Origin of the sequence: Bacillus sp. UNC438CL73TsuS30 (genome assembly GCF_000482325.1) — a bacterium.
Taxonomy (GTDB): Bacteria; Bacillota; Bacilli; order Bacillales; family Cytobacillaceae; genus Neobacillus.
Window position 1 is genome coordinate 955021 of the sequence record NZ_KI535295.1, and the last position, 19415, is coordinate 974435.

Annotated in this window: 22 protein-coding genes and 1 other annotated feature (1 of these 23 running past the window's edge); of the genes, 16 read left to right on the forward strand and 6 right to left on the reverse strand. The window is 37.4% G+C overall.

Going from position 1 to position 19415, the window contains the following annotated elements; all coding sequences use genetic code 11:
* Positions 1–114: a binding site (T-box leader), on the forward strand (it extends 105 nt beyond the left edge of the window).
* Positions 115–163: 49 nt separating this feature from the next.
* Together proS and M028_RS0118525 are read left to right on the forward strand one after the other, a co-directional pair.
* Positions 164–1594: a proline--tRNA ligase gene (gene proS / locus M028_RS0118515; protein ID WP_026575196.1), complete on the forward strand. Its 1431-nt coding sequence runs from the start codon at positions 164–166 to the stop codon at positions 1592–1594.
* A gap of 577 nt (positions 1595–2171) precedes the next feature.
* On the forward strand, positions 2172–2732 hold the full coding sequence (locus M028_RS0118525; protein ID WP_026575197.1) for a GNAT family N-acetyltransferase: 561 nt from the start codon (positions 2172–2174) through the stop codon (positions 2730–2732).
* 40 nt (positions 2733–2772) lie between these two features.
* Here M028_RS0118525 and M028_RS0118530 read toward each other — a convergent pair whose 3' ends face one another.
* A complete protein-coding gene (locus tag M028_RS0118530) occupies positions 2773–3351 on the reverse strand; it encodes a YdcF family protein (protein WP_026575198.1) in 579 nt (192 codons plus the stop codon).
* 223 nt (positions 3352–3574) lie between these two features.
* Here M028_RS0118530 and hmpA (M028_RS0118535) point away from each other — a divergent pair, with 223 nt between their 5' ends.
* The 8 genes from hmpA (M028_RS0118535) (at position 3575) to M028_RS0118570 (ending at position 11340) form a co-directional block, all read left to right on the forward strand.
* Positions 3575–4786, forward strand: coding sequence for an NO-inducible flavohemoprotein (gene hmpA, locus M028_RS0118535; RefSeq protein WP_026575199.1), 1212 nt, complete (start codon positions 3575–3577; stop codon positions 4784–4786).
* Positions 4787–4911: 125 nt separating this feature from the next.
* On the forward strand, positions 4912–6231 hold the full coding sequence (locus M028_RS0118540; RefSeq protein WP_026575200.1) for a VTT domain-containing protein: 1320 nt from the start codon (positions 4912–4914) through the stop codon (positions 6229–6231).
* Between the two features lie 110 nt (positions 6232–6341).
* Entirely contained in the window at positions 6342–7115 is a 774-nt protein-coding gene (locus tag M028_RS0118545; protein WP_026575201.1) for an SGNH/GDSL hydrolase family protein, read from the forward strand.
* Positions 7116–7123: 8 nt separating this feature from the next.
* Positions 7124–8038 carry an ABC transporter ATP-binding protein gene (locus tag M028_RS0118550; RefSeq protein WP_026575202.1) on the forward strand — a complete coding sequence of 305 codons (915 nt, stop codon included), beginning with the start codon at positions 7124–7126 and terminating at the stop codon, positions 8036–8038.
* The gene (locus M028_RS0118555) at positions 8031–9011 is read left to right on the forward strand and encodes an ABC transporter permease (RefSeq protein ID WP_026575203.1); all 981 of its coding nucleotides are present in this window, start codon (positions 8031–8033) and stop codon (positions 9009–9011) included. Before M028_RS0118550 ends, M028_RS0118555 begins: the two co-directional genes overlap by 8 nt.
* 82 nt (positions 9012–9093) lie before the next feature.
* Complete coding sequence (locus tag M028_RS0118560; protein ID WP_231510839.1) at positions 9094–10128, forward strand: CAP domain-containing protein; 1035 nt, start codon at positions 9094–9096, stop codon at positions 10126–10128.
* 125 nt (positions 10129–10253) lie between these two features.
* The gene (locus M028_RS0118565) at positions 10254–10622 is read left to right on the forward strand and encodes a VOC family protein (RefSeq protein ID WP_026575205.1); all 369 of its coding nucleotides are present in this window, start codon (positions 10254–10256) and stop codon (positions 10620–10622) included.
* 154 nt (positions 10623–10776) lie between these two features.
* Positions 10777–11340 (forward strand): hypothetical protein, encoded by a 564-nt coding sequence (locus M028_RS0118570; protein ID WP_026575206.1) that lies wholly within the window; start codon positions 10777–10779, stop codon positions 11338–11340.
* A 64-nt stretch (positions 11341–11404) separates the two neighbouring features.
* On the opposite strand, the gene M028_RS0118575 is transcribed toward M028_RS0118570, so the two are convergent.
* Entirely contained in the window at positions 11405–11818 is a 414-nt protein-coding gene (locus M028_RS0118575; RefSeq protein WP_026575207.1) for a hypothetical protein, read from the reverse strand.
* Between the two features lie 177 nt (positions 11819–11995).
* Here M028_RS0118575 and M028_RS33885 point away from each other — a divergent pair, with 177 nt between their 5' ends.
* Complete coding sequence (locus M028_RS33885) at positions 11996–12121, forward strand: hypothetical protein (protein ID WP_269320944.1); 126 nt, start codon at positions 11996–11998, stop codon at positions 12119–12121.
* 159 nt (positions 12122–12280) lie between these two features.
* Positions 12281–13573, forward strand: coding sequence for an NO-inducible flavohemoprotein (gene hmpA, locus M028_RS0118585; RefSeq protein ID WP_081810779.1), 1293 nt, complete (start codon positions 12281–12283; stop codon positions 13571–13573).
* 50 nt (positions 13574–13623) lie between these two features.
* Here the strand turns inward: hmpA (M028_RS0118585) and M028_RS0118590 are convergent, their stop codons facing one another.
* Both M028_RS0118590 and M028_RS0118595 read right to left on the reverse strand, forming a co-directional pair.
* The gene (locus tag M028_RS0118590) at positions 13624–13833 is read right to left on the reverse strand and encodes a twin-arginine translocase TatA/TatE family subunit (protein WP_026575209.1); all 210 of its coding nucleotides are present in this window, start codon (positions 13831–13833) and stop codon (positions 13624–13626) included.
* 74 nt (positions 13834–13907) lie between these two features.
* Positions 13908–14489: a hypothetical protein gene (locus tag M028_RS0118595; RefSeq protein ID WP_051591091.1), complete on the reverse strand. Its 582-nt coding sequence runs from the start codon at positions 14487–14489 to the stop codon at positions 13908–13910.
* Between the two features lie 175 nt (positions 14490–14664).
* Here M028_RS0118595 and M028_RS0118600 point away from each other — a divergent pair, with 175 nt between their 5' ends.
* The 4 genes from M028_RS0118600 (at position 14665) to M028_RS0118615 (ending at position 17943) form a co-directional block, all read left to right on the forward strand.
* Entirely contained in the window at positions 14665–15585 is a 921-nt protein-coding gene (locus tag M028_RS0118600; RefSeq protein WP_026575211.1) for an ABC transporter ATP-binding protein, read from the forward strand.
* 21 nt (positions 15586–15606) lie between these two features.
* The gene (locus M028_RS0118605; RefSeq protein ID WP_026575212.1) at positions 15607–16752 is read left to right on the forward strand and encodes an ABC transporter permease; all 1146 of its coding nucleotides are present in this window, start codon (positions 15607–15609) and stop codon (positions 16750–16752) included.
* Positions 16753–17054: 302 nt separating this feature from the next.
* On the forward strand, positions 17055–17204 hold the full coding sequence (locus M028_RS33400) for a hypothetical protein (RefSeq protein ID WP_197031432.1): 150 nt from the start codon (positions 17055–17057) through the stop codon (positions 17202–17204).
* Between the two features lie 184 nt (positions 17205–17388).
* Positions 17389–17943, forward strand: a complete 555-nt coding sequence (locus M028_RS0118615) for a CBO0543 family protein (protein ID WP_026575213.1) — start codon at positions 17389–17391, stop codon at positions 17941–17943.
* Positions 17944–17984: 41 nt separating this feature from the next.
* Here the strand turns inward: M028_RS0118615 and dltD are convergent, their stop codons facing one another.
* Both dltD and dltC read right to left on the reverse strand, forming a co-directional pair.
* The gene (dltD, locus tag M028_RS0118620) at positions 17985–19181 is read right to left on the reverse strand and encodes a D-alanyl-lipoteichoic acid biosynthesis protein DltD (protein ID WP_026575214.1); all 1197 of its coding nucleotides are present in this window, start codon (positions 19179–19181) and stop codon (positions 17985–17987) included.
* Complete coding sequence (gene dltC, locus M028_RS0118625) at positions 19178–19414, reverse strand: D-alanine--poly(phosphoribitol) ligase subunit 2 (RefSeq protein ID WP_026575215.1); 237 nt, start codon at positions 19412–19414, stop codon at positions 19178–19180. The genes dltD and dltC overlap by 4 nt, the downstream gene beginning before the upstream one ends.
* Between the last annotated feature and the right edge of the window lies 1 nt (position 19415).

A 19415-nucleotide genomic window follows, 5' to 3' on the forward strand; every position in this document is an offset into this window, starting at 1 on the left:
CTGTATCGGATCCTTTTTGAAGATACACGCGGATGAATTCCGTTATCATGATGAGTGTATAAAGCATGTGCTTTATGAATTTAGGGTGGTACCGCCAAGGCCTTGGTCCCTTTTTTGGGGATTCTAGGCCTTTTTATATTTAAAAATTTAATGAGGTGTCAAAATGGCAAAAGAATTTGTAAAAGACATAACAGCGATGGACGAGGATTTCGCCCAATGGTATACCGATGTTGTCACAAAAGCAGACTTAATTGATTATTCCAGCGTACGCGGGTCGATGATTATTCGTCCTTATGGATATGCGTTATGGGATAATATTAAAAATGAGCTTGATCAAAAAATCAAAGAAACAGGACATGAAAATGTGTATATGCCGCTGTTTATTCCTGAAAGCCTGCTACAAAAGGAGAAGGACCATGTGGAAGGATTTGCTCCGGAAGTAGCTGTTGTCACACATGGCGGTTCTGAAGAATTAACAGAGCGATTAGTTGTACGTCCAACCTCAGAAGTTCTTTTTTGCGAACATTATAAAAATATTATCCATTCTTATCGTGATCTGCCAAAGCTATATAACCAATGGGCAAACGTTGTACGTTGGGAAAAAACTACCCGCCCATTCTTGCGCACATTAGAGTTTTTATGGCAGGAAGGCCACACTTGTCATGCGACTGATGAGGATGCACATGAAGAAACAACTAGAATGCTAAATGTGTATGCCGATATTTGTGAAAATATTTTGGCGATTCCGGTTGTAAAAGGTCAAAAGACAGAAAAAGAAAAGTTTGCAGGTGCGAAATTTACCTATACGATTGAAAGCTTAATGCATGACGGTAAAGCCTTACAATCAGGTACTTCCCACCATTTAGGAACAGGATTTGCGGAAGCTTTCGGTATTCAATATACCGACCAAGAAGGTAAGCTTCAGCATGTTCACCAAACTTCATGGGGATTCACGACTCGTATTATTGGTGCTTTAATTATGGTTCACGGTGATGACCGCGGTCTAGTGATTCCGCCAAAAGCAGCACCGACTCAAGTGATGATTGTGCCAATTGCCCAGCATAAGGAAGGCGTCCTTGATTTTGCCTATGATTTGAAGGATTCGTTGTCTAAAGTTGTCCGCGTTGGAATTGATGCTAGTGACAAGAAGCCAGGCTGGAAATTTAATGAATACGAAATGAAGGGTATTCCAGTACGATTAGAAGTTGGACCAAAAGATATCGAAAACAAGCAAGTGGTATTGGTTAGACGCGATACTTTAGAAAAAGTTGTTGTCCCAATGGACCAATTAGAAACCAAGCTTGTTGAATTGCTTGATGATATTCAAACGAATTTATATAACAAAGCATTGAACCACCGTGAAGAAAGGACGTCTGTTGCGTTGAATTTCGATGAATTCAAGACGACGTTAGAAACAAAAGGCGGATTTATTAAGTCCATGTGGTGTGGTGATGTAGCTTGTGAGGAAAAAATTAAAGAAGAAACAAGTGCAACATCCAGATGTATGCCTTTCGAACAAGAGCAATTATCCGATACATGCGTATGTTGCGGCGGTAAAGCAGAAAAGATGGTGTATTGGGCAAAAGCTTATTAATTTTTATGACTCTTCCATTATTTTTGGGAGGGTCTTTTTTTTTTGAAGGGGGAATTACCGTGGCGTGGCGTGGCAAATAAAAAAGCCGATGTGGAAAATATATTCTCGCAGGTGGTAAATAACTCAGGAAAGTGGAAAATATAAAAGGATAACTGGGAAATACACGCCTATTACTAGCTAATCATATACCAGAGGATCCCGATATTCTTGCATACTTTGATCTTTCTATAGAAGATATCCAAACTGGTGTACATTGTCTCATTACAGACAGTAATTTTATCGGTATGGAATATCGCTACGGAACCTGGTGCTGTCCAAAATGTGGAACTCGGTCAAAAGATGCCCATATCCAAGCTGTCCAAGACTATTTTCTTCTCATTAAACCTTCCATCACGAACTCAGAACTTCGAAACTTTTTACATATCGATTCCATAAAAATTGCAAATAAAATTCTAAAGTCAATGAGTTTACCTTATTCCGGGAAAAACAAGGGAAGAGTATATTATAAACCAAAGTAATTAAAAGGATTTTCCCCTCCATCCACCGAATTAATTACCATTGAAAGGGGACATCAAAAATGAAACCAATCCTACTAGATTTTCCAGAACAAATATACACAGAAAGATTACATATCAGAATGCCGCTCCCCGGAGATGGAAAACTCGTTTACGTAGCAACACAGGCATCAATTAATGAACTAAAGCCATGGATGCCGTGGGCACACAAAAATCAAACCGAAGAAGATGTTGAAATCAATATCCGTGATGCACATGCCAAATTCTTAACCCGCGAGGATTTAAGGCTTCATCTTTTCGATAAAGAAACAGGTGAATTTATCGGGTCATCTGGATTACATAGAATCAATTGGACCGTACCCAAATTTGAAATTGGTTATTGGATTGATACCCGTTACAGTCGAAGGGGGTATATAATCGAAGCAGTGCAAGGAATTACCGAATTTGCATTTACTAAGCTAAAGGCGAAACGGATAGAAATCCGCTGTGACACCAAAAATACAAAAAGCCGCGCCATCCCTGAAAAATTAGGTTTTACTTTAGAAGGTATTTTAAAAAATGACGCCTTATCCGGTGATGGGAAAGAACTTAGAGACACTTGCGTATTTGCAAAAATAAGATAAGGAACAAGAAGCATCTGCAAACAGCAGGTGCTCTTTTCCATCAAAAAATATACTTCTCCAAATAATATTTCGTAATCGCTAAATACTCTCTCGTATAAGATTTCAAAACAGCAGATGCAGGTGTTTTGGCTGCTAGCCCATAAACATTTAGCTTCTGATCACGGGCCATACCAAGTGAACGGTAAACATGGAAAGTATTGGTTACCAGAATGCCGGTATTGGCACTCGAAGGAATTAGCCTTTTCGAAAACTGAATATTTTCATATGTGGTTGTCGAATGATTTTCTAAAATTATTCGTGTTTCCTCAATTCCCCTTTGCATTAATCCTATTTTTATCGCTTTGGCTTCAGATATTTTTTCCCCTGGACCTAATCCACCAGAGGCAATTACGATCGTGTCTTTGTTTTTTATTAAATAGTTGGCTGCAGCCGCAATTCGATATTTTAACGCGAGGGAAGGAACAGTTCCTTTCACTCTTGCCCCTAGAACAATCACATAATCTGCATTCTTAGGAACGAAAGTATGACTGGATTGAGTTATCTTAAATTGTAAAATTGCTAAATAAATGACACCAGTGACAAAAATAAATACTAAAAAAATGAAAAATTTTTTATTCATGTTTTTTATTCCGTTTCCACTATTATTTGGTAAATGCACAAGGCCTTCTTCCTTAAATTCTACATAAAAATACCAATTTTGGGAACAAAAGAGTACTGTTTGAATTTTTAAATTACGATTCAGCTTTTTATGTGTGATTTAAATCACTTTATTCATATGAAAAATTTCATATAATCACAGTGGGATTAGAGATAACCGTAAAAAACGTGAGGAGTGTTTGAAAATGTTAGACCAAAAAACAATTGACCTTGTGAAATCCACTGTACCCGTTTTAGAAAAACATGGAGAGCAAATTACGACTCGTTTTTACCAATTAATGTTTGGAAATCATCCTGAACTCTTAAATATTTTCAATCATGCAAACCAAAAACAAGGCAGACAGCAAAGAGCCCTTGCCGGTGCAGTCTATGCTGCAGCGATGTATATAGATAACCTTGAAGCGATTTTACCGGTTGTACAACAAATCGCACATAAGCACCGCAGCCTTGGTATCAAACCAGAGCATTATCCGATTGTAGGAAAACATTTATTGTTAGCGATTAAAGATGTATTAGGCGATGCAGCGACAGACGAAATTATTGATGCATGGGCAAAAGCATATGGTATCATCGCAGATGCTTTTATCAGTGTTGAAGCTGCAATGTATGATGAAGCTACTAACCAAAAAGGCGGCTGGGATGGCTTCCGTAAATTCATTGTTGACCGCAAAGTAGAAGAAAGTGATGTCATTACCTCTTTCTATTTAGTACCGGAGGATCAAAAAGAAATTGCCCACTTCATCCCGGGTCAATATATTAGCATTAAACTTGAAATTGAAGGAGAAAAGTTTACCCATATTCGTCAATACAGTCTTTCAGATGCACCTGGAAAAGACTATTACCGCATCAGCGTTAAACGCGAAGCAGGTACTGCTAATCCAGATGGAAGGGTTTCTAATTATCTTCATGACGAAGTCAAAGAGGGAGATGTCCTTAAAGTGAGTGCTCCTGCAGGCGACTTTGTATTGGACACGACGAAAAATACACCAATTGCGTTATTAAGCGGCGGTGTGGGAATCACGCCAATGTTAAGTATGTTAAAAACCGTTGTCGAAATGCTGCCAGAACGTAAGGTTACCTTTATTCATGCAGCTGCCAACGGAAATGTCCATGCTTTAAGAAACGAAGTTGAAGCACTTACAGCGCTTGAGCAAGTGAATTCCTTCTTCTTCTATGATTCACCAACAGAAGAGGACCGACAAAATAATAGCTTTGATGTGGAAGGTTATGTAACGCGTGATTGGATTGAAGAGAATGTCACTTACAAGAATGCCGAATTCTATTTCTGTGGACCAGTTCCATTTATGCGGTCCGTCTACCGCTCCTTAAGGGACCTTGGGGTAGCCGAAGAAAATATCCATTTTGAATTCTTTGGACCAAAAGGAAGCTTAGTATAATCAAAAAAGCAAACCGATTTCCTAAAACGGAAGTCGGTTTTTTCTATTAAAATCCGGAAAAGGATTACTATTATGTAGAGGTATGGATAAAATACCACTATAACATAAGAGGGGAGGGGCGCCAATTGCATTATTTAACCAGTTTCATGAATGATTACGGATACTTGGTTCTCTTTCTTTCATTAATTTTGGGGATTATGGCACTGCCCATACCAATTGAAGCTCTTATGGGATACGCTGGATTTTTAGCCTATCAAGGCCAGCTGAACTGGGTTGGAAGTGTGCTTTCTGCCTCTCTTGGATGTTTAGTAGGGATGATGATTGCTTATTGGATTGGGGCGAAATTAGGAATGCCGTTTTTTGAAAAATACGGCTCAAAAATTCACCTAGGACCGGAGCGGTTGAATTCAACCTCAAATTGGTTTAAAAAGTACGGAAACAAGCTGTTGATTGTAGCCTTATTTATTCCGGGGGTCAGACATATTACCGGTTACTTTTCGGGAATTACCCGGCTTCCCTTTATCATTTTTTCAACCTTTTCAGCGATTGGTTCTCTCGTTTGGGTTTCTACCTTTATCTTGTTAGGAAAAATGCTAGGACCGAATTGGAAAGTATTTCATGAAATTGTCAAAAAATATTTGATCCTTGGCAGCATTATTTTAGCAGTTCTATTAGTCATCTTCTATCTTGTGAAAAAATTCCAGAAAGAAATGATCCTTATCCTGGCATTTATCGGAAAGCGGGCGCTTGAAATTTTTCATACCAGGAAAAGGACAGAACTATTTCTTGCTGGGATTTCCCTGGTAACATTGGGTTTCATTATTCTAATGATTAACCTGATTCAAAACTATCTTGAGAACGACATCAATGATTTAGATACAGTTATTAATATGTTAATTTCAATTATATTTAAAAATCACTTTGATCTATTAATGAATTTCTTTTTGAAGCTTGGAACGGCAACGATGTTGATTAGTATCATCTTTTATTCGCTTCTTTGGATTATTTGGAAAGGGAAAGAAAAGCTGATTGAACTTTATTTTCTGTTCATTGCCGTTGCCGGCGGAGAAATATATGAAGAAATCCTTCGGAATGTTTTCCACCGGTTGTCCCCGGACGAACCGTCCCTGCTTGAACGGTTTCCTTATAGTTTCCCTAGTGAGCAATCTTTGATGGCCTTTGTAATTTATGGCTTTTTCTTTTTTATCATGCTGCGGCATAGTAAATACCTTAGGGTCCATACAATACTTGTTGTTCTCTGGATTGTATTACTATTGTTCATGGGGATTAGCCGGATTTACTTTCATTTCCAAGACCCAAGTCAGATTGCTGCAGGCTATGTATTTGGTGGGGTCTGGCTTGGTTTGACAACCATGCTTTTAGAAATTTTTCGATTGCTCACAACCATCGATTCTTCGAAAAAGAGGTCGCGGATACGGGTTTAAAAAGGACTGACTCGCTGTAATGATTTAGTCTTTTAACAGAATCAAAAAGTTTGATTCTCAAACCATTTATGATTAAATGAAGGTAGAAATTGTCAGAAGGGATGATAGGTTTGAATAAAAATATAATCCGTTCGCTTACCCTTATTTCGATCTTGTTTTGCCTTCTCTGGCTGGTCGGTCTTGGCTGGTCTGTTGGGGAGTATTATGCCGGTAAACCGGAAAAAGTTCCGATTGCAACGGTTGCGAAAAAAGCTAAAAATTCAAAAGGTTTAACCATAATTGCGCTTGGTGATTCGCTTACAAGAGGGACAGGGGATGAAACGGGAAAAGGCTATGTTGGTGATTTGTTAGATGAAATAAAGGGGAAAACCAAGAGGCCTGTACAGCTTACAAACCTCGGAATAAATGGACAGCAGTCCGACGGGCTAAGAAAACAAGTACAGCAAACAGAGGTACAGCGGCAAATTCAAAAAGCAGACATCATCTTGTTGACAATAGGCGGCAACGATTTATTCCGAGGGGGACAAGGATTAATGGACTTTCAAGCCGGAAGTCTTGCAACCATCGAGAAAAAGTACCTCAATAATTTAAAATACATCTTTGGGCAGATCCGCAAAGTGAACAGTACTGCTAATGTATTTTTCATTGGTTTATATAATCCATTCATCGAATTTGATCAAGGAAAAGAAATGTCAAAAGTGATTCGTCACTGGAATTATGACAGTGCAGAAATCAGTGCTGCCTATCCAAAAATTATTTTTGTGCCAACGTTTGATTTATTTGAATTAAAAGTGAATGATTATCTGTATTCAGATAAGTTTCATCCAAATACGAAGGGGTACCGTTTAATTGCTGAACGCGTTGCGGCCTTGCTCACCTGGTAAGGAGTGTCATGATGGGGAATATCACATTATCTGTACAGAATCTAAAAAAAGTAATCGGTAAGAGAGAAATTATCAAAGGCTTGTCCTTCGAGTTAAAAGAAGGTGAAGTATTTGGATTCTTAGGTCCAAATGGTGCAGGAAAAACAACCACTATACGCATGCTGGTTGGATTAATTAAGCCAACTTCTGGTTCTATAAAAATTTGCGGATATAATATAGAGAATTCCTTTCAAGAAGCGATGGGTAACCTTGGCTGTATCGTGGAAAATCCTGAATTATATCCCTATTTATCAGGATATGATAATCTGCTTCATTTTTCGAGAATGCTTGAAGGGATTGGTGAGGAAAGGATTAAAGAGGTGAGCAAGCTTGTTGGCTTAACCGATCGAATTTATGATAAGGTCAAAACCTATTCGCTTGGAATGAGGCAGCGTCTCGGAATTGCTCAAGCCCTTTTAGGAAAGCCGAAAGTGCTAATCCTAGATGAACCAACAAATGGCTTAGATCCTGCGGGAATACGAGAAATGCGTGAATTTATCCGATTTTTAGCAGTAGATGAAGGTCTTACAGTCCTTGTATCAAGCCATTTGTTAAGTGAAATTCAGCAATTATGTGACCGTGTTGCGATCATTTCAAAAGGTTCCATCATTAAGATTGATACAGTGCAGGATTTATTAGCGAATCGTGAAAGAATGGAATGGCATATTCATCCATTTGAAAAAGGAAAAGAGATCTTAAGTTCACTAACGACCATTGAAGAAACAGAGGACGGTGCTATTTTAACGGAATTCGATGAGCAGTTGGCACCAGTATGGAATCGAAAATTAGTGGAAGCAGGGGTTTTTATTACAGAAATGAGCCGAAGAATGCCTGTACTTGAAGACTTATTCCTCGAATTAACCGGAGGTGATTCGATTGAATAAATTGATTCAAAACGAAATGATGAAATTAATCGCTAAAAAGCGGATAGTGGTCATTGCTTTAATAATAGGTGTCCTCGTTATTTTATTTACATACGCGCAGTATAAACAAGTCCAAACTCAAAGAGAAAAATTGGGCACAAGTGATTGGCGGACTATTTTGCAGCAGCAAATTGTCGATACGACGAATCGATTAAGCAGCAGTCGAATTTCAGAAGAGTGGAAAAAACAACTGCAAATCACCCTGCAGCAGGAACAATATTATTTGGATCATGATATTAATCCATCTGCACCGGGTGCTCCAACCTTTATTAGAATGTTTTTAGAAAACTCAATTGACTTATTTATACCGCTCATGGTGATGGTGATTGCCAGTGACTTAGTTTCATCTGAGCATAGTCTCGGTTCAATAAAACTCCTTCTGACAAGACCTGTGAAACGTTGGAAAATTCTTATGAGTAAATATATTACCCTTTGCCTCGCCGTTTCATTAATTATTGCCATCACCGGAGTTCTATCCTATTTAATATCCGGTCTTGTTTTGGGCTACAAAGGATGGGGAACTCCTATCTTAACAGGATTTAATGTAAATGAGTCGGGGCTTAACACTTCCTCCGTTAAAATACTAAAGCTTTGGCAATTTTTATTAATGGATTTTGGCTTGGTTTGGTTTGTAGCCATTGTCGTTGGAACGTTATCTTTTATGTTATCCGTTTTAATCCGCAGTACGGCAGCGGGGATGGGAATTATGCTTGCAGCTCTTATTTCAGGTGCAATTTTAAACAACATGGTCTCATCCTGGCAGTCAGCAAAATATTTTTTTATGGTCAATTTACGGTTAACTGACTATTTAAGGGGAATGGCCCCACCGATTGAAGGGATGACATTATCCTTTTCATTGGCTGTTCTCCTCATTTGGTGGGTTGCAGCCATTTTTGTATCTTTTTTTGTTTTTATGAAAAAAGATGTGTATTAGTATAGCAATTCCCATCGATACTTTTATCCTTAGTGGAAAAGATAATAAACGTATCTTCTAAAATCTAAGGGGGTATGTGACGATGGGCTTTAAAAAGACGAAAATAGTTGTTGCTTCATTAGCCATTGCTTCATTAGCAGCTTGTTCCACTAATAAGGCAGATGTTGATAATACAGGTGTTAACCATCGAAATGTCTCAACAAATGATGTAAATGATCGCAGTGCTTTGAACAAAGATTTAACAAGAGTAAATAACCCTTTAAACGACAATCGTACATGGAATGACCGAAATGATGAAATGAACCATCCGGGGGTATTAAACCCGCGTAATGTTTCAACTGGGGATTTAACCAATCCAAATATGTCAACCAGGGACTACGATTGGAATGATCAGAATAATGGTAATGGCTGGGACAATCGGGTTACCGAATTTGGAAAAATGATGTCAACAACTGAGATTCATGCCAATAAAAATGGGTTTATTACCATCGACCCGAATTCCTTTAGTACGGATACACCAAGTCATAAGTTTCCACATAGTAAGCGGGTCCAACAAGGAAACTTTTGGTACTATAGTTTTGATCCCAATGCAGTAAATCCAAAAACGAATTTACCTAGTACAGGTAAAAATGGTGTGGTCACGAATCCAAATACAGGGAATCAGGGCACTGTAAATAAGACTACACCAAAAACTACAACACCTCCAGCCCAGCAGCCAATCACTCAGGCACCAGCTGGGATTAGCAATATGGCGCAACAGGTTATTGATTTAACCAATGCGGAAAGAAAGAAAAATGGGCTTCCAGCACTTTCAGCAGATGCTTTATTAAGTAAAGTTGCCCAGACTAAATCAGATGATATGGAAGCAAAACATTATTTTTCACATACAAGTCCAACTTACGGTTCACCGTTTGATATGATGCGGGACTTTGGTGTAACCTATAAATCAGCTGGTGAAAATATTGCCATGGGACAACCTACTGCAAAAGAAGTTGTCACTGCTTGGATGAATAGTGAAGGCCACCGGAAAAATATTTTAAGCCCTAACTACACGAATATTGGGGTTGGATTTAACTCTAAGGGTAATTATTGGACACAGGAGTTTATAGGTAAATAACAAAAAGAGAGCTATTTTCCTTAAATAGGAATAGCTCTCTTTTTTTATGAATAAAAATTTGATGGAATTTTAAAAATTTTGTAAAATAAGGCTATGCACCCATAATCTGTTTCGGAGGGATAAAAATGGCCTTTTCATTTAAAAAAATTGATCATGTCCAGCTTGCTGCACCAAAAGGGTGTGAAGATCATGCCCGAGAATTTTTTAATGGGATTCTTGGTTTAACCGAAGTAGAAAAACCGGAAGAATTAAAGAAACGCGGCGGAGTTTGGTTTGAATTTGGCACTTTCCAGCTTCATATTGGGGTAGAAGAACCTTTTATACCAGCGAAAAAAGCCCACCCTGCATTTGTGATTGAAAATATCGAAGATTTAAAAGCACATTTAAAAAATAAAAATGTTCCGTTTACGGAAGATGATAATCTGCCAGGTGCAAACAGAATCCATGTTCATGATCCGTTTGGCAACCGTCTTGAATTTATGGAATGGATGTAAACAGAGATTTGATGAACATGCTGGAATTCTATTTCCATTCTAAAATCCCTTCTTAATGGAGGGATTTTTTTATTGAATAATTTTAAAGCGAGAGGGCATTATAAATTCGTGCCATTTAAAAAATGGATGATTTTACTAATGAAGGGAGATTTATATGAAGAACAAACTTTTTGTTTTGATTCTTGGGTTGTTTTTGACCGTACCAGGTCTAGCATCAGCACACAACCATATTCCTGTTAATCATGAAGGTCATGATAATCATAAGGAAGATTGCTGTGATAAAGATAATCACCGTCACCATTTTATGCATGGAGATTGGAAGGCAAAAATGGCTGCGCGGGAAGGGAAGATTTTAACGTGGGTGAACCAATATACCCCTGAGAAAAAAGAGGAATGGACGAAAATGTTCTCAGAGAAAAAGGTTCTAATGATGAAATGGTTAAGCCCGCAAAATGCAGCAAAGCGAGAGCAGTGGAAAAAAGAGCGCATGGAAAAAATGGAGAAGTTCCGCAAGCAGTATGATGAAGGAAAGATAACCAAAGAGGAATTCCTTAAAAAAATTCATGGCGGCAAGGACATGAGTCATTGGCAAACTTACCATGAATTAGAGGAAGCTGTTGCAGAAAAAAACAAAGAAGAGGCTAAAAAGTACCTAAATCAACTATTAGAGCAATACAAAGCACATAACCAAATGTTAAAAGATTTAATGGCAAAATAGTTTTTTTCGAAACGCTCATTCTTTGTGAATGAGCGTTTTTGGTTTAAAAAAGAGGGTTGGTTTTTCAATCATCCAATTCTTCCACATTCACTAAGACATTGTCCTTATAGTAGATAATTAATTCGCTAGTTGCCTGTGCAGCCTTTTGAATGATCCTAAGATTTCTGCAAAACAAAGGGATTTCAACGGATTCACTTTGAAAAATAATATAGGTAAATTCATCCGAAAATGGTGATTCCTCATCGCTGATCATCAAAAAGGTTCCTTGAAAACTAGAAAGAGTATGAATGTCTGAATTCTCTGCTTCTTCCACTTGAACGAGAAAGTTTTCATTTACATGCCTTAGAAGTTCTCTCAAAAAGAAAAGAAGAGCAATAAAACCTAAGACCATTAAGGCAACCATAAGGCTATCTGACAGGGCAGGAATTGAAATAGCAGACACCCAGCAAACAATAGCAACCGCTATGTGAAAATACATAATTTCCACCTTCTATAAAAACTGAAAATTTAATTATTTATATTTTTAGAATACAATAAATTTTCAAAACCGTAAATATCTAGTTTTACGAAACAGTTAAATTTTGATTACCACTTTTAAAAACAGAAAGAAGAGGGAAGATATATAATTGAAGGCTAGTCATGAGGAGGAATAAAAATGAATCGAAAAAATTTAATGATGACTACTGTTGCACTTGGTGCTGCATATTTACTTAGAAATAAAAAATCCCGGCAAAAGCTTATGGGTCAATTCCAAACCTTGGCAGATAAATCAAGAAGATAATTTATTAAAAACATCTCCTAAACCATTTTTTAGGGAGATGTTTTTTAATAAATAGGTTCATTATCCTGTTTCATTTCCCAGCCCCTCCATACGATGCAAAACCTTCCTTAATGCAATCCTTCTAGTCCGGATATACTTTCTAGGAAGGGGGAATTTATCATGAGTTTAAACACTACATTGGAAGCAAAACAATCATGGAAAGAAGTTATCAATACAGTAAAAGCACTAGATCCTAAAAAATTAGAAATCATTAAAGCGACCTTACCGGTTATAAAAGAACATGGTGAGGCAATTACAAAGCAATTTTACAAGCGGATGTTTAAACAGCACCCTGAACTAAAAAATATCTTTAACATGGCACATCAGATCACAGGGCATCAACCGAAAGCATTGGCGGATGCTGTTTATGGTGCGGCAGCAAACATCGAAGATTTCAGTCAAATCATGCCGGTCCTGGAGCGAATTGGCGAAAAGCATAGGAGCTTACAAATTAAGCCTGAGCATTATCCGATTGTTGGTGAAAATTTATTGGGAGCCATCAAAGAAGTTCTTGGCGATGCAGCTACAGATGACATCATGAATGCATGGGCGGATGCCTATGGAGTTATTGCGGATGTGTTCATTCGAATGGAAGATAAGATGTATAGGACAACCGAATCGCAGCCGGGGGGCTGGGGAGGTTTTCGTGATTTCGTCGTCGACAAAAAGGTGAAAGAAAGTGAGGTTATTACTTCGTTCTATCTGAAACCGAAAGATGGCGAACAAATCGCTAAATTTATTCCCGGTCAATACATTACTGTGAAAATGGATAAAATGAGCGGAGAACAATACACAAATTTAAGACAATATAGTCTATCGGACAGACCTGGTTTGGATTATTATCGAATAAGTGTAAAGCGTGAGGACTCAAGGAAAGAAGGAATTCCGGATGGAGTTGTCTCCACCTATTTACACAATCATGTCAACGAAGGCGATATTATCCCGATTTCGGCACCTGCTGGAGATTTTTACTTGAATATGGATTCCACCCTGCCATTAGTCTTGATCAGCGGCGGGGTTGGTTTAACACCAATGATGTGTATGTTGAATACAACCGTTAACGAAAATCCGAATCGAACAGTTTATTATATTCATGCGGCGATTAACAGCAATATGCATGCTTTTAAGGATCACGTCAACGGTCTTGTCGCGGAACATAAAAACGTGAAATCCTTCGTCATATATGAAAAACCAACGGAAACCGATCAAGAAATGAAAAATTACGATAAGGAAGGCTTTTTTACACTTGAATGGCTGCAAAGTATTTTGCCTTCCAATGATGCAGATTTTTACTTTTGCGGCCCTTCGCCATTTATGAAAGTTGTCAATCAATCGTTAAAACAATGGAATGTCTCTGAAGAACAGATCCACTATGAGTTCTTCGGCTCCTTTGGAAATCTGGACGAGTATTAAAAAAACCTACAAAAAAATGCAAGATGAACAATCATCTTGCATTTTGCCTTTTATTTTTTCAAATCAATTTGTTTTGCTTCTTTAATATCCTCTTTAAATTCTTCCTTTATATCGTCGGCAATTCCTTCGGTTGCTTTCTTAAATTCGCGAATCGACTTCCCAAAAGCACGTCCAATTTCCGGGAGCTTATTTGGTCCAAAAATGACTAATGCAACAACTAAGATTAAGATTAATCCTGGTACTCCAATATTTGAAAACATGGTAACACTCCTTGCGAAGATGGTTATTTACTCCTATCCTCATTATAACTTTTTATCTTAGATTGTACAGTATATTATGCAAAGGTGGCGTGAATCATAAATAATATAAAAAATCCTATACCCAGCTTTAAATGCCACTGCTTGTCGATTCGTTTATACCGTTTTAATCCCATAACCATCAGGAAAAACAAAATAACGGTCGTAACGATTCCGCTAATATAAGTAAAATCCAGTTTAAACCCTCTGATGATGGCCAAGTACCCGTGCAAGAGGACTATTGCTGTAGAAATCAAGGCAACCGGTACATGCCACTTCCGTACCCATTTAGCAAGAAATTGCAAGATCGTTTTTAATTGAATATCTCCAAAACGAATTCCCTTTATTTTTTTCCATTTTAATAATAAAAAGACAGGATAAATGGCAATCACTGCAAAGAAACCAATTCGTGAAATCGAGCCTAATTGTTTAAAACTCTCCTTATATTGACGTGTTTCCTCCATCATTAAGGTTTGATAAGAAAGGGCAACATACAAAACTCCAATAATGATGAATATCGCTGATAGTATGAAGGAAATTAAAACAATTCTTCGTTCTTTTGGATTAGAAATATAACGTGCCAATAGTCCCGTTTTATTGATCTGTTTAATGGTTAACACCACCTCAAAATTTTGTTCTTGCTAATTATAAAGGATAAGTATTAATTATTCCTTAAGATTCCCTAAATTATTAGAAAATGATTAAATTTTTTCTTTTACCAAATTAGGTATTTCAATTTTCATAGAAAAGTATAATATAAGGGTTGTAAAAAATGGATTTTTTTGGAGGATAGAAATGGAGAGATCTCTCACAGTAAATAACCTGGTCAAAAGATATGGAGCAAAAACAGCCCTTGATAATATTTCTTTTCTAGTCAAGGAAGGCAGCTGTTTTGGGTTGCTTGGTCCAAACGGGGCAGGAAAATCAACAACGATGAAAATTATTACCGGAATTATTGATGCGGATTCAGGAGAAGTAGATGTTTTTGGACAGGATATCCGGAAATCCGCTGATCAAATTCGTCGGCTTGTAGGCTATGTTCCCCAAGAAATTACCTTATACGATAAAATTTCGGCTTATAACAATCTTATCTTTTTCGGAGAAATGTATGGGGTAAAGGGAAGGCTGCTTAAAGAAAGAATTACTGAAGTGTTAGAGCAGGTGGGGTTAAGTGAACGGGCAAATGACCCTATTCATACGTATTCAGGTGGGATGAAACGAAGGATTAATATTGCCGCCGCGATGCTCCACAAACCAAAATTGATTATTCTTGATGAACCAACAGTCGGGATTGACCCGCAATCACGCAATCATATTTTTGAAATTATAAAGAATCTTCGTTCCGAAGGTGTTACGATTATTTATTCCACTCACTATATGGAAGAAGTGGAGTCACTTTGCGATGATATTGCCATTATTGATCATGGTAAGGTCATTGTTCAAGGGAATCTGGATGACTTACTACGCTTATATGCAACAAAAGCGATTTACCTTGAGTTAGAAAATCAGTCACATCCGCCTGTAATCCCAGGTATCAAAAAGGTCAGTGAACATAAGAAGGGCTGGCTACTTGAAACGGATGAGGTTCTACCTTCAATGGAAAATACCATTCAAACTGTTACGGTGACAGGAACCAAGGTAAAGGCATTAGAAATGATGAAACCTTCACTTGAAAGTGTTTTCTTATCCTTAACGGGAACAACCCTCCGAGATTAACGAAGAAAGGAGAACGTGCCGATGATCAAAAGCATTATTCGTAAAGAAATTCAAGTAATCTTAAAGGAAAAAGGGACCTTTTTTTGGCTGTTTTTACTTCCCATCTTTTTTATAGTCATTTTTGCATCGATTTTTGGAAACACCTCAGATAAAATCGCCATTTCCATTTATGACCAAGACCACTCCGAGATGTCTCAAATGTTTTTAAAGCAATTAAGGCAAATTCCCGGTTTTGAATTAAAAAAGGATCATTCTCTCTCATTAAAAGAACAAATTAAAGAAATAAAAGAGGGGCGGTCCACATCACTTTTGGTTATTCCAAAGGGTTACGGGGAAAATTTAAAGGCAAATCGACCTGCAGAAATCCAGCTATTCCGAGATGCAACAGCAGATTCAGCCGTTGCACCGATTAAAGCAGTACTCGAGAATATGACAACATCGTTTAGGGAAGCGAAACTCTCACAAACGCTTCAAACCCTAGGGCAAAACACTGATCAGGCAAAAATCACTTTGACACCGCCTGTCAAAGTGAAAGAAATCAAAGAAAATGCCGCTAAATTAAATATGGTTACGCAAGTTGTCCCAGGATATACGGTAATGTTTGTATTTTTTATTATGATCACAATGGTTCGAAATTTCATTAAAGACAAAGAATCAGGGATGCTTTCGCGTCTAAGGAGTACACCAATGAAATCCTACCATTATTTAATAGGGATGTGGGTGCCGAATATATTGGTCGTTTTAACTCAATCCACTGTATTATTAGTGTTTGGAAAAGTGGTATATGACTTGAATATTGGAGACCTGCTTTCAATTATCTTAATTATTATAAGTTTGGCGATATGCGCAACCGGGTTAGGTTTACTACTGTCTGTATTTGTTCGCAGTGAAAATCAAGGCGTTGCGTTCGTGCAAATCATTACGATGGGCGGTGCTGTTGTTGGAGGTTTATGGTTTCCCTATGATTTCCTGCCAAGATTTGCACAGATTGTCGGTAAATTCACTCCTCAGTATTGGGCACAGCAGGGCATGCAAAACGTCATGATTCGCGGGGCACATTTGGGGGATATTTGGATAACCGTCCTGATCCTTTTAGCATTTGGATTAATAGGTTTAGTGATTGCTAGTTTACGGTTTAAGAAATTTTTTACAACTGCGATTAATTAAAAATGGCTATTAAAAACATGCTGAGTTTCTTTTTTCAGCGTGTTTTGTTGTTTTTATTGATTTGAACCGCAGGTTTGTCAAGTAATCTCGTATTATCTAAATTTAATCCAAAGCAGGCAATATTTTGTTCTGCCAAATTATTTTGCATAAAATGAACTTTTTATCAATATAAACGCAAAAAAAATTGGCGATTCATTATTTTTATACTTTATAAATTTAGAATTTTATAAAAAGTGAAGATTGGCATAAAACTTGCATTGTTTAGTTAATTGAAATTAAAAATTAATTGGAGGAATTTTTTTATGTGGGTTATTACTGTCCATTCACAGAATAACATCAAAATGTTTGAGTTTAATACTGAAAAAGAAGCAAGAGAAGTTTTAGCTGGAATTCAAGGTTATAAAATTCTGACCGAAGTGATTTATTTTAATGACGATTGTTTCATTGAATAGAGTTGTCTGTTGAAAAAAAGCAAAGGAAAGTACTTCTAGATGGTTTGCAAAAAGTAAATAAAAATGCCAATATGACAAAATTTCAAAAGACAAAATAAGAGCCTCATATAGAGGGCTTTTTTATGTATGTATAATTATTGTTAAAAAGTAAAAAATAAACTTTATTTTACATTTAGGTGATTTTATGAAAAATAACGTTTATGACGAAATGAATAAGGGCTTGGAGCTAATCCACCAAGGTTTTAAAATCAGAAATGACATATGGCTGGAGGAAATTCTTTTTTCATGGCGCTGGTGGCTTGGTATCGGACTTGTTATCCTATGTTGGGGGAGCTGGTGGATTCTTCGAAAAAAGATCAGTTCTAATCGATTATTATTTGCAGGCTTTTTCATTATGGTCATTTCACTTTCATTGGATGCTATTGGAATGCAGCTTAAAGCATGGAATTACCTATATCCGATCATCCCATTAATTCCAGCCTATCTACCCTATGACTTAGCGTTGATGCCTGTGTCTGTCATGTTCTTAATCCAAGTGAAACCGATGATGAGACCAGTATATAAAGCCATTTTGTTTGCCGTACTAACTTCCTTCGTTGGCGAACCCTTTTTTAAATGGCTTGGTATTTATGAACCATTAACATGGAGATATATTTATTCTGTTCCGTTTTATTTTATTATCTATTTGATAGCCCATTGGCTGAGTAATCGGTGTAATTTTGAAAAGCTTATGGAATAGAAACAACGCTTGGACTACAATTAAAGCCCAAGCGTTTTAGTTTAATTTAATGAAACAACCTTTTTATCATTGCTATCATAAAATTGTTTAATAGCCTTGTTGGTGTAAACCCAGCCTTTCCAGCCGATGTGAATCGTATCCTTCATGAAATAGGGATCGTATTCATGTCCGGAGAAATCGGCAACCTGGAAACCTGCAGCCTCAATTTGTTTCTTAATTCTATGATAATAGGCGAGGCGTCCTTGTTTTGGGAAACCGGTATAATCATAATAATGCCCGTTGACGGGAACCGAGATGAATAATGGTTTTGCACCAGCTTGCTTTAATACGTCTAACACAAGCTGGAAGTCGCCATATTCCCTGGACTTTCCATAGGAAGCATGGATGTTTTTATTTTTTAAAGAAGGCATAAAACCTTTAATTTTATTATACTGTGAATTTACGATATAAAAATGATTATTCGTTGCTCGTTTTGCTCCGAATTGGTCTGCTGTTTGCTCAAGCTGCTGCCATGATTTATTTAGCAGCTTATGACTGATATCCCGCTTACGGTTTATACCGCCTGCTAATGTGTAGTATAAATCCTTTTTTTCTAGTAAACTTCTATAAACAAGTGCAAACGGACGAATGAAAATAGCTTCGTTTTTTGTCCAAGGATTTTGGGAAATCTCCGCTTTGTAAAGGGTGGATAGCATTGGATCATCCTTTACGGAGGAATATGTCAATAAACGCTTGATTGCTTTTTTCTTCACTTCAGGATTAATTGTATGATTAAAGGCAAAGTCATATCCTTGCAGTGAAGAATAGTTTGGTACGAAATGTGATTCATCCGCTCCTTTAGGATTAAACCATTGAGGAGACAAGACGAACACGATTTTCTTTCCCTGGAGCTGATGTATATGCTCGGAAAAATTTAAAAAATGAATCAATGATTCAGAGCCCCCCCGTCCAACAAGAAATGGGGTAAACCCATCATTGGCTACTTTAAAGTAATTGGAAGGATGGAAGCGATCCAGCCTTGCCAGCTCTGATGAACCATAAATTGGCAGATAATTGGGATCCTCTAGCATTTTCGATTGCACATACTTCCCTTGAAACATGAAGGGATTTAATTGCGTTGCCGCCTCGCTGACACTATTTTTCGGAATCAGTTTCTCGATCCATTTATTTGGAATGATAACTAGCCCAATTAAAACAAAAAAGGCTAGGAAAAGCGGCATAAAAATGGGTTTTTTCATCTCATATCCGCCAACTGCATGGCGATATTATTAGGAGTATCCCAAGTATCACGGTCAAATTCGGTAATTGGTACGGTAATACCAAAGCGCTCTTCGACTTGAACGAGCAATTCTACTGTTCCAAATGAATCAAGTAGAGCAGAGTCAAATAAGTTGATATCCGGATTTTCTTTTACAGCATCATCCTGACAAATTTCTGCTAGTAACTCAATTACTTGTTCTCTAAATTCCATC

Bases quoted from the DNA above. Each gene is read 5' to 3' on its own strand.
- proS (WP_026575196.1), top strand. From the start codon at position 164: ATGGCAAAAGAATTTGTAAAAGACATAACAGCGATGGACGAGGATTTC.
- M028_RS0118525 (WP_026575197.1), top strand. From the start codon at position 2,172: ATGAAACCAATCCTACTAGATTTTCCAGAACAAATATACACAGAAAGA.
- M028_RS0118530 (WP_026575198.1), bottom strand. From the start codon at position 3,351: ATGAATAAAAAATTTTTCATTTTTTTAGTATTTATTTTTGTCACTGGT.
- hmpA (WP_026575199.1), top strand. From the start codon at position 3,575: ATGTTAGACCAAAAAACAATTGACCTTGTGAAATCCACTGTACCCGTT.
- M028_RS0118550 (WP_026575202.1), top strand. From the start codon at position 7,124: ATGATGGGGAATATCACATTATCTGTACAGAATCTAAAAAAAGTAATC.
- M028_RS0118560 (WP_231510839.1), top strand. From the start codon at position 9,094: ATGGGCTTTAAAAAGACGAAAATAGTTGTTGCTTCATTAGCCATTGCT.
- M028_RS0118565 (WP_026575205.1), top strand. From the start codon at position 10,254: ATGGCCTTTTCATTTAAAAAAATTGATCATGTCCAGCTTGCTGCACCA.
- M028_RS0118570 (WP_026575206.1), top strand. From the start codon at position 10,777: ATGAAGAACAAACTTTTTGTTTTGATTCTTGGGTTGTTTTTGACCGTA.
- M028_RS0118575 (WP_026575207.1), bottom strand. From the start codon at position 11,818: ATGTATTTTCACATAGCGGTTGCTATTGTTTGCTGGGTGTCTGCTATT.
- M028_RS33885 (WP_269320944.1), top strand. From the start codon at position 11,996: ATGAATCGAAAAAATTTAATGATGACTACTGTTGCACTTGGTGCTGCA.
- hmpA (WP_081810779.1), top strand. From the start codon at position 12,281: ATGAGTTTAAACACTACATTGGAAGCAAAACAATCATGGAAAGAAGTT.
- M028_RS0118590 (WP_026575209.1), bottom strand. From the start codon at position 13,833: ATGTTTTCAAATATTGGAGTACCAGGATTAATCTTAATCTTAGTTGTT.
- M028_RS0118600 (WP_026575211.1), top strand. From the start codon at position 14,665: ATGGAGAGATCTCTCACAGTAAATAACCTGGTCAAAAGATATGGAGCA.
- M028_RS0118605 (WP_026575212.1), top strand. From the start codon at position 15,607: ATGATCAAAAGCATTATTCGTAAAGAAATTCAAGTAATCTTAAAGGAA.
- M028_RS33400 (WP_197031432.1), top strand. From the start codon at position 17,055: ATGTGGGTTATTACTGTCCATTCACAGAATAACATCAAAATGTTTGAG.
- M028_RS0118615 (WP_026575213.1), top strand. From the start codon at position 17,389: ATGAAAAATAACGTTTATGACGAAATGAATAAGGGCTTGGAGCTAATC.
- dltD (WP_026575214.1), bottom strand. From the start codon at position 19,181: ATGAAAAAACCCATTTTTATGCCGCTTTTCCTAGCCTTTTTTGTTTTA.
- dltC (WP_026575215.1), bottom strand. From the start codon at position 19,414: ATGGAATTTAGAGAACAAGTAATTGAGTTACTAGCAGAAATTTGTCAG.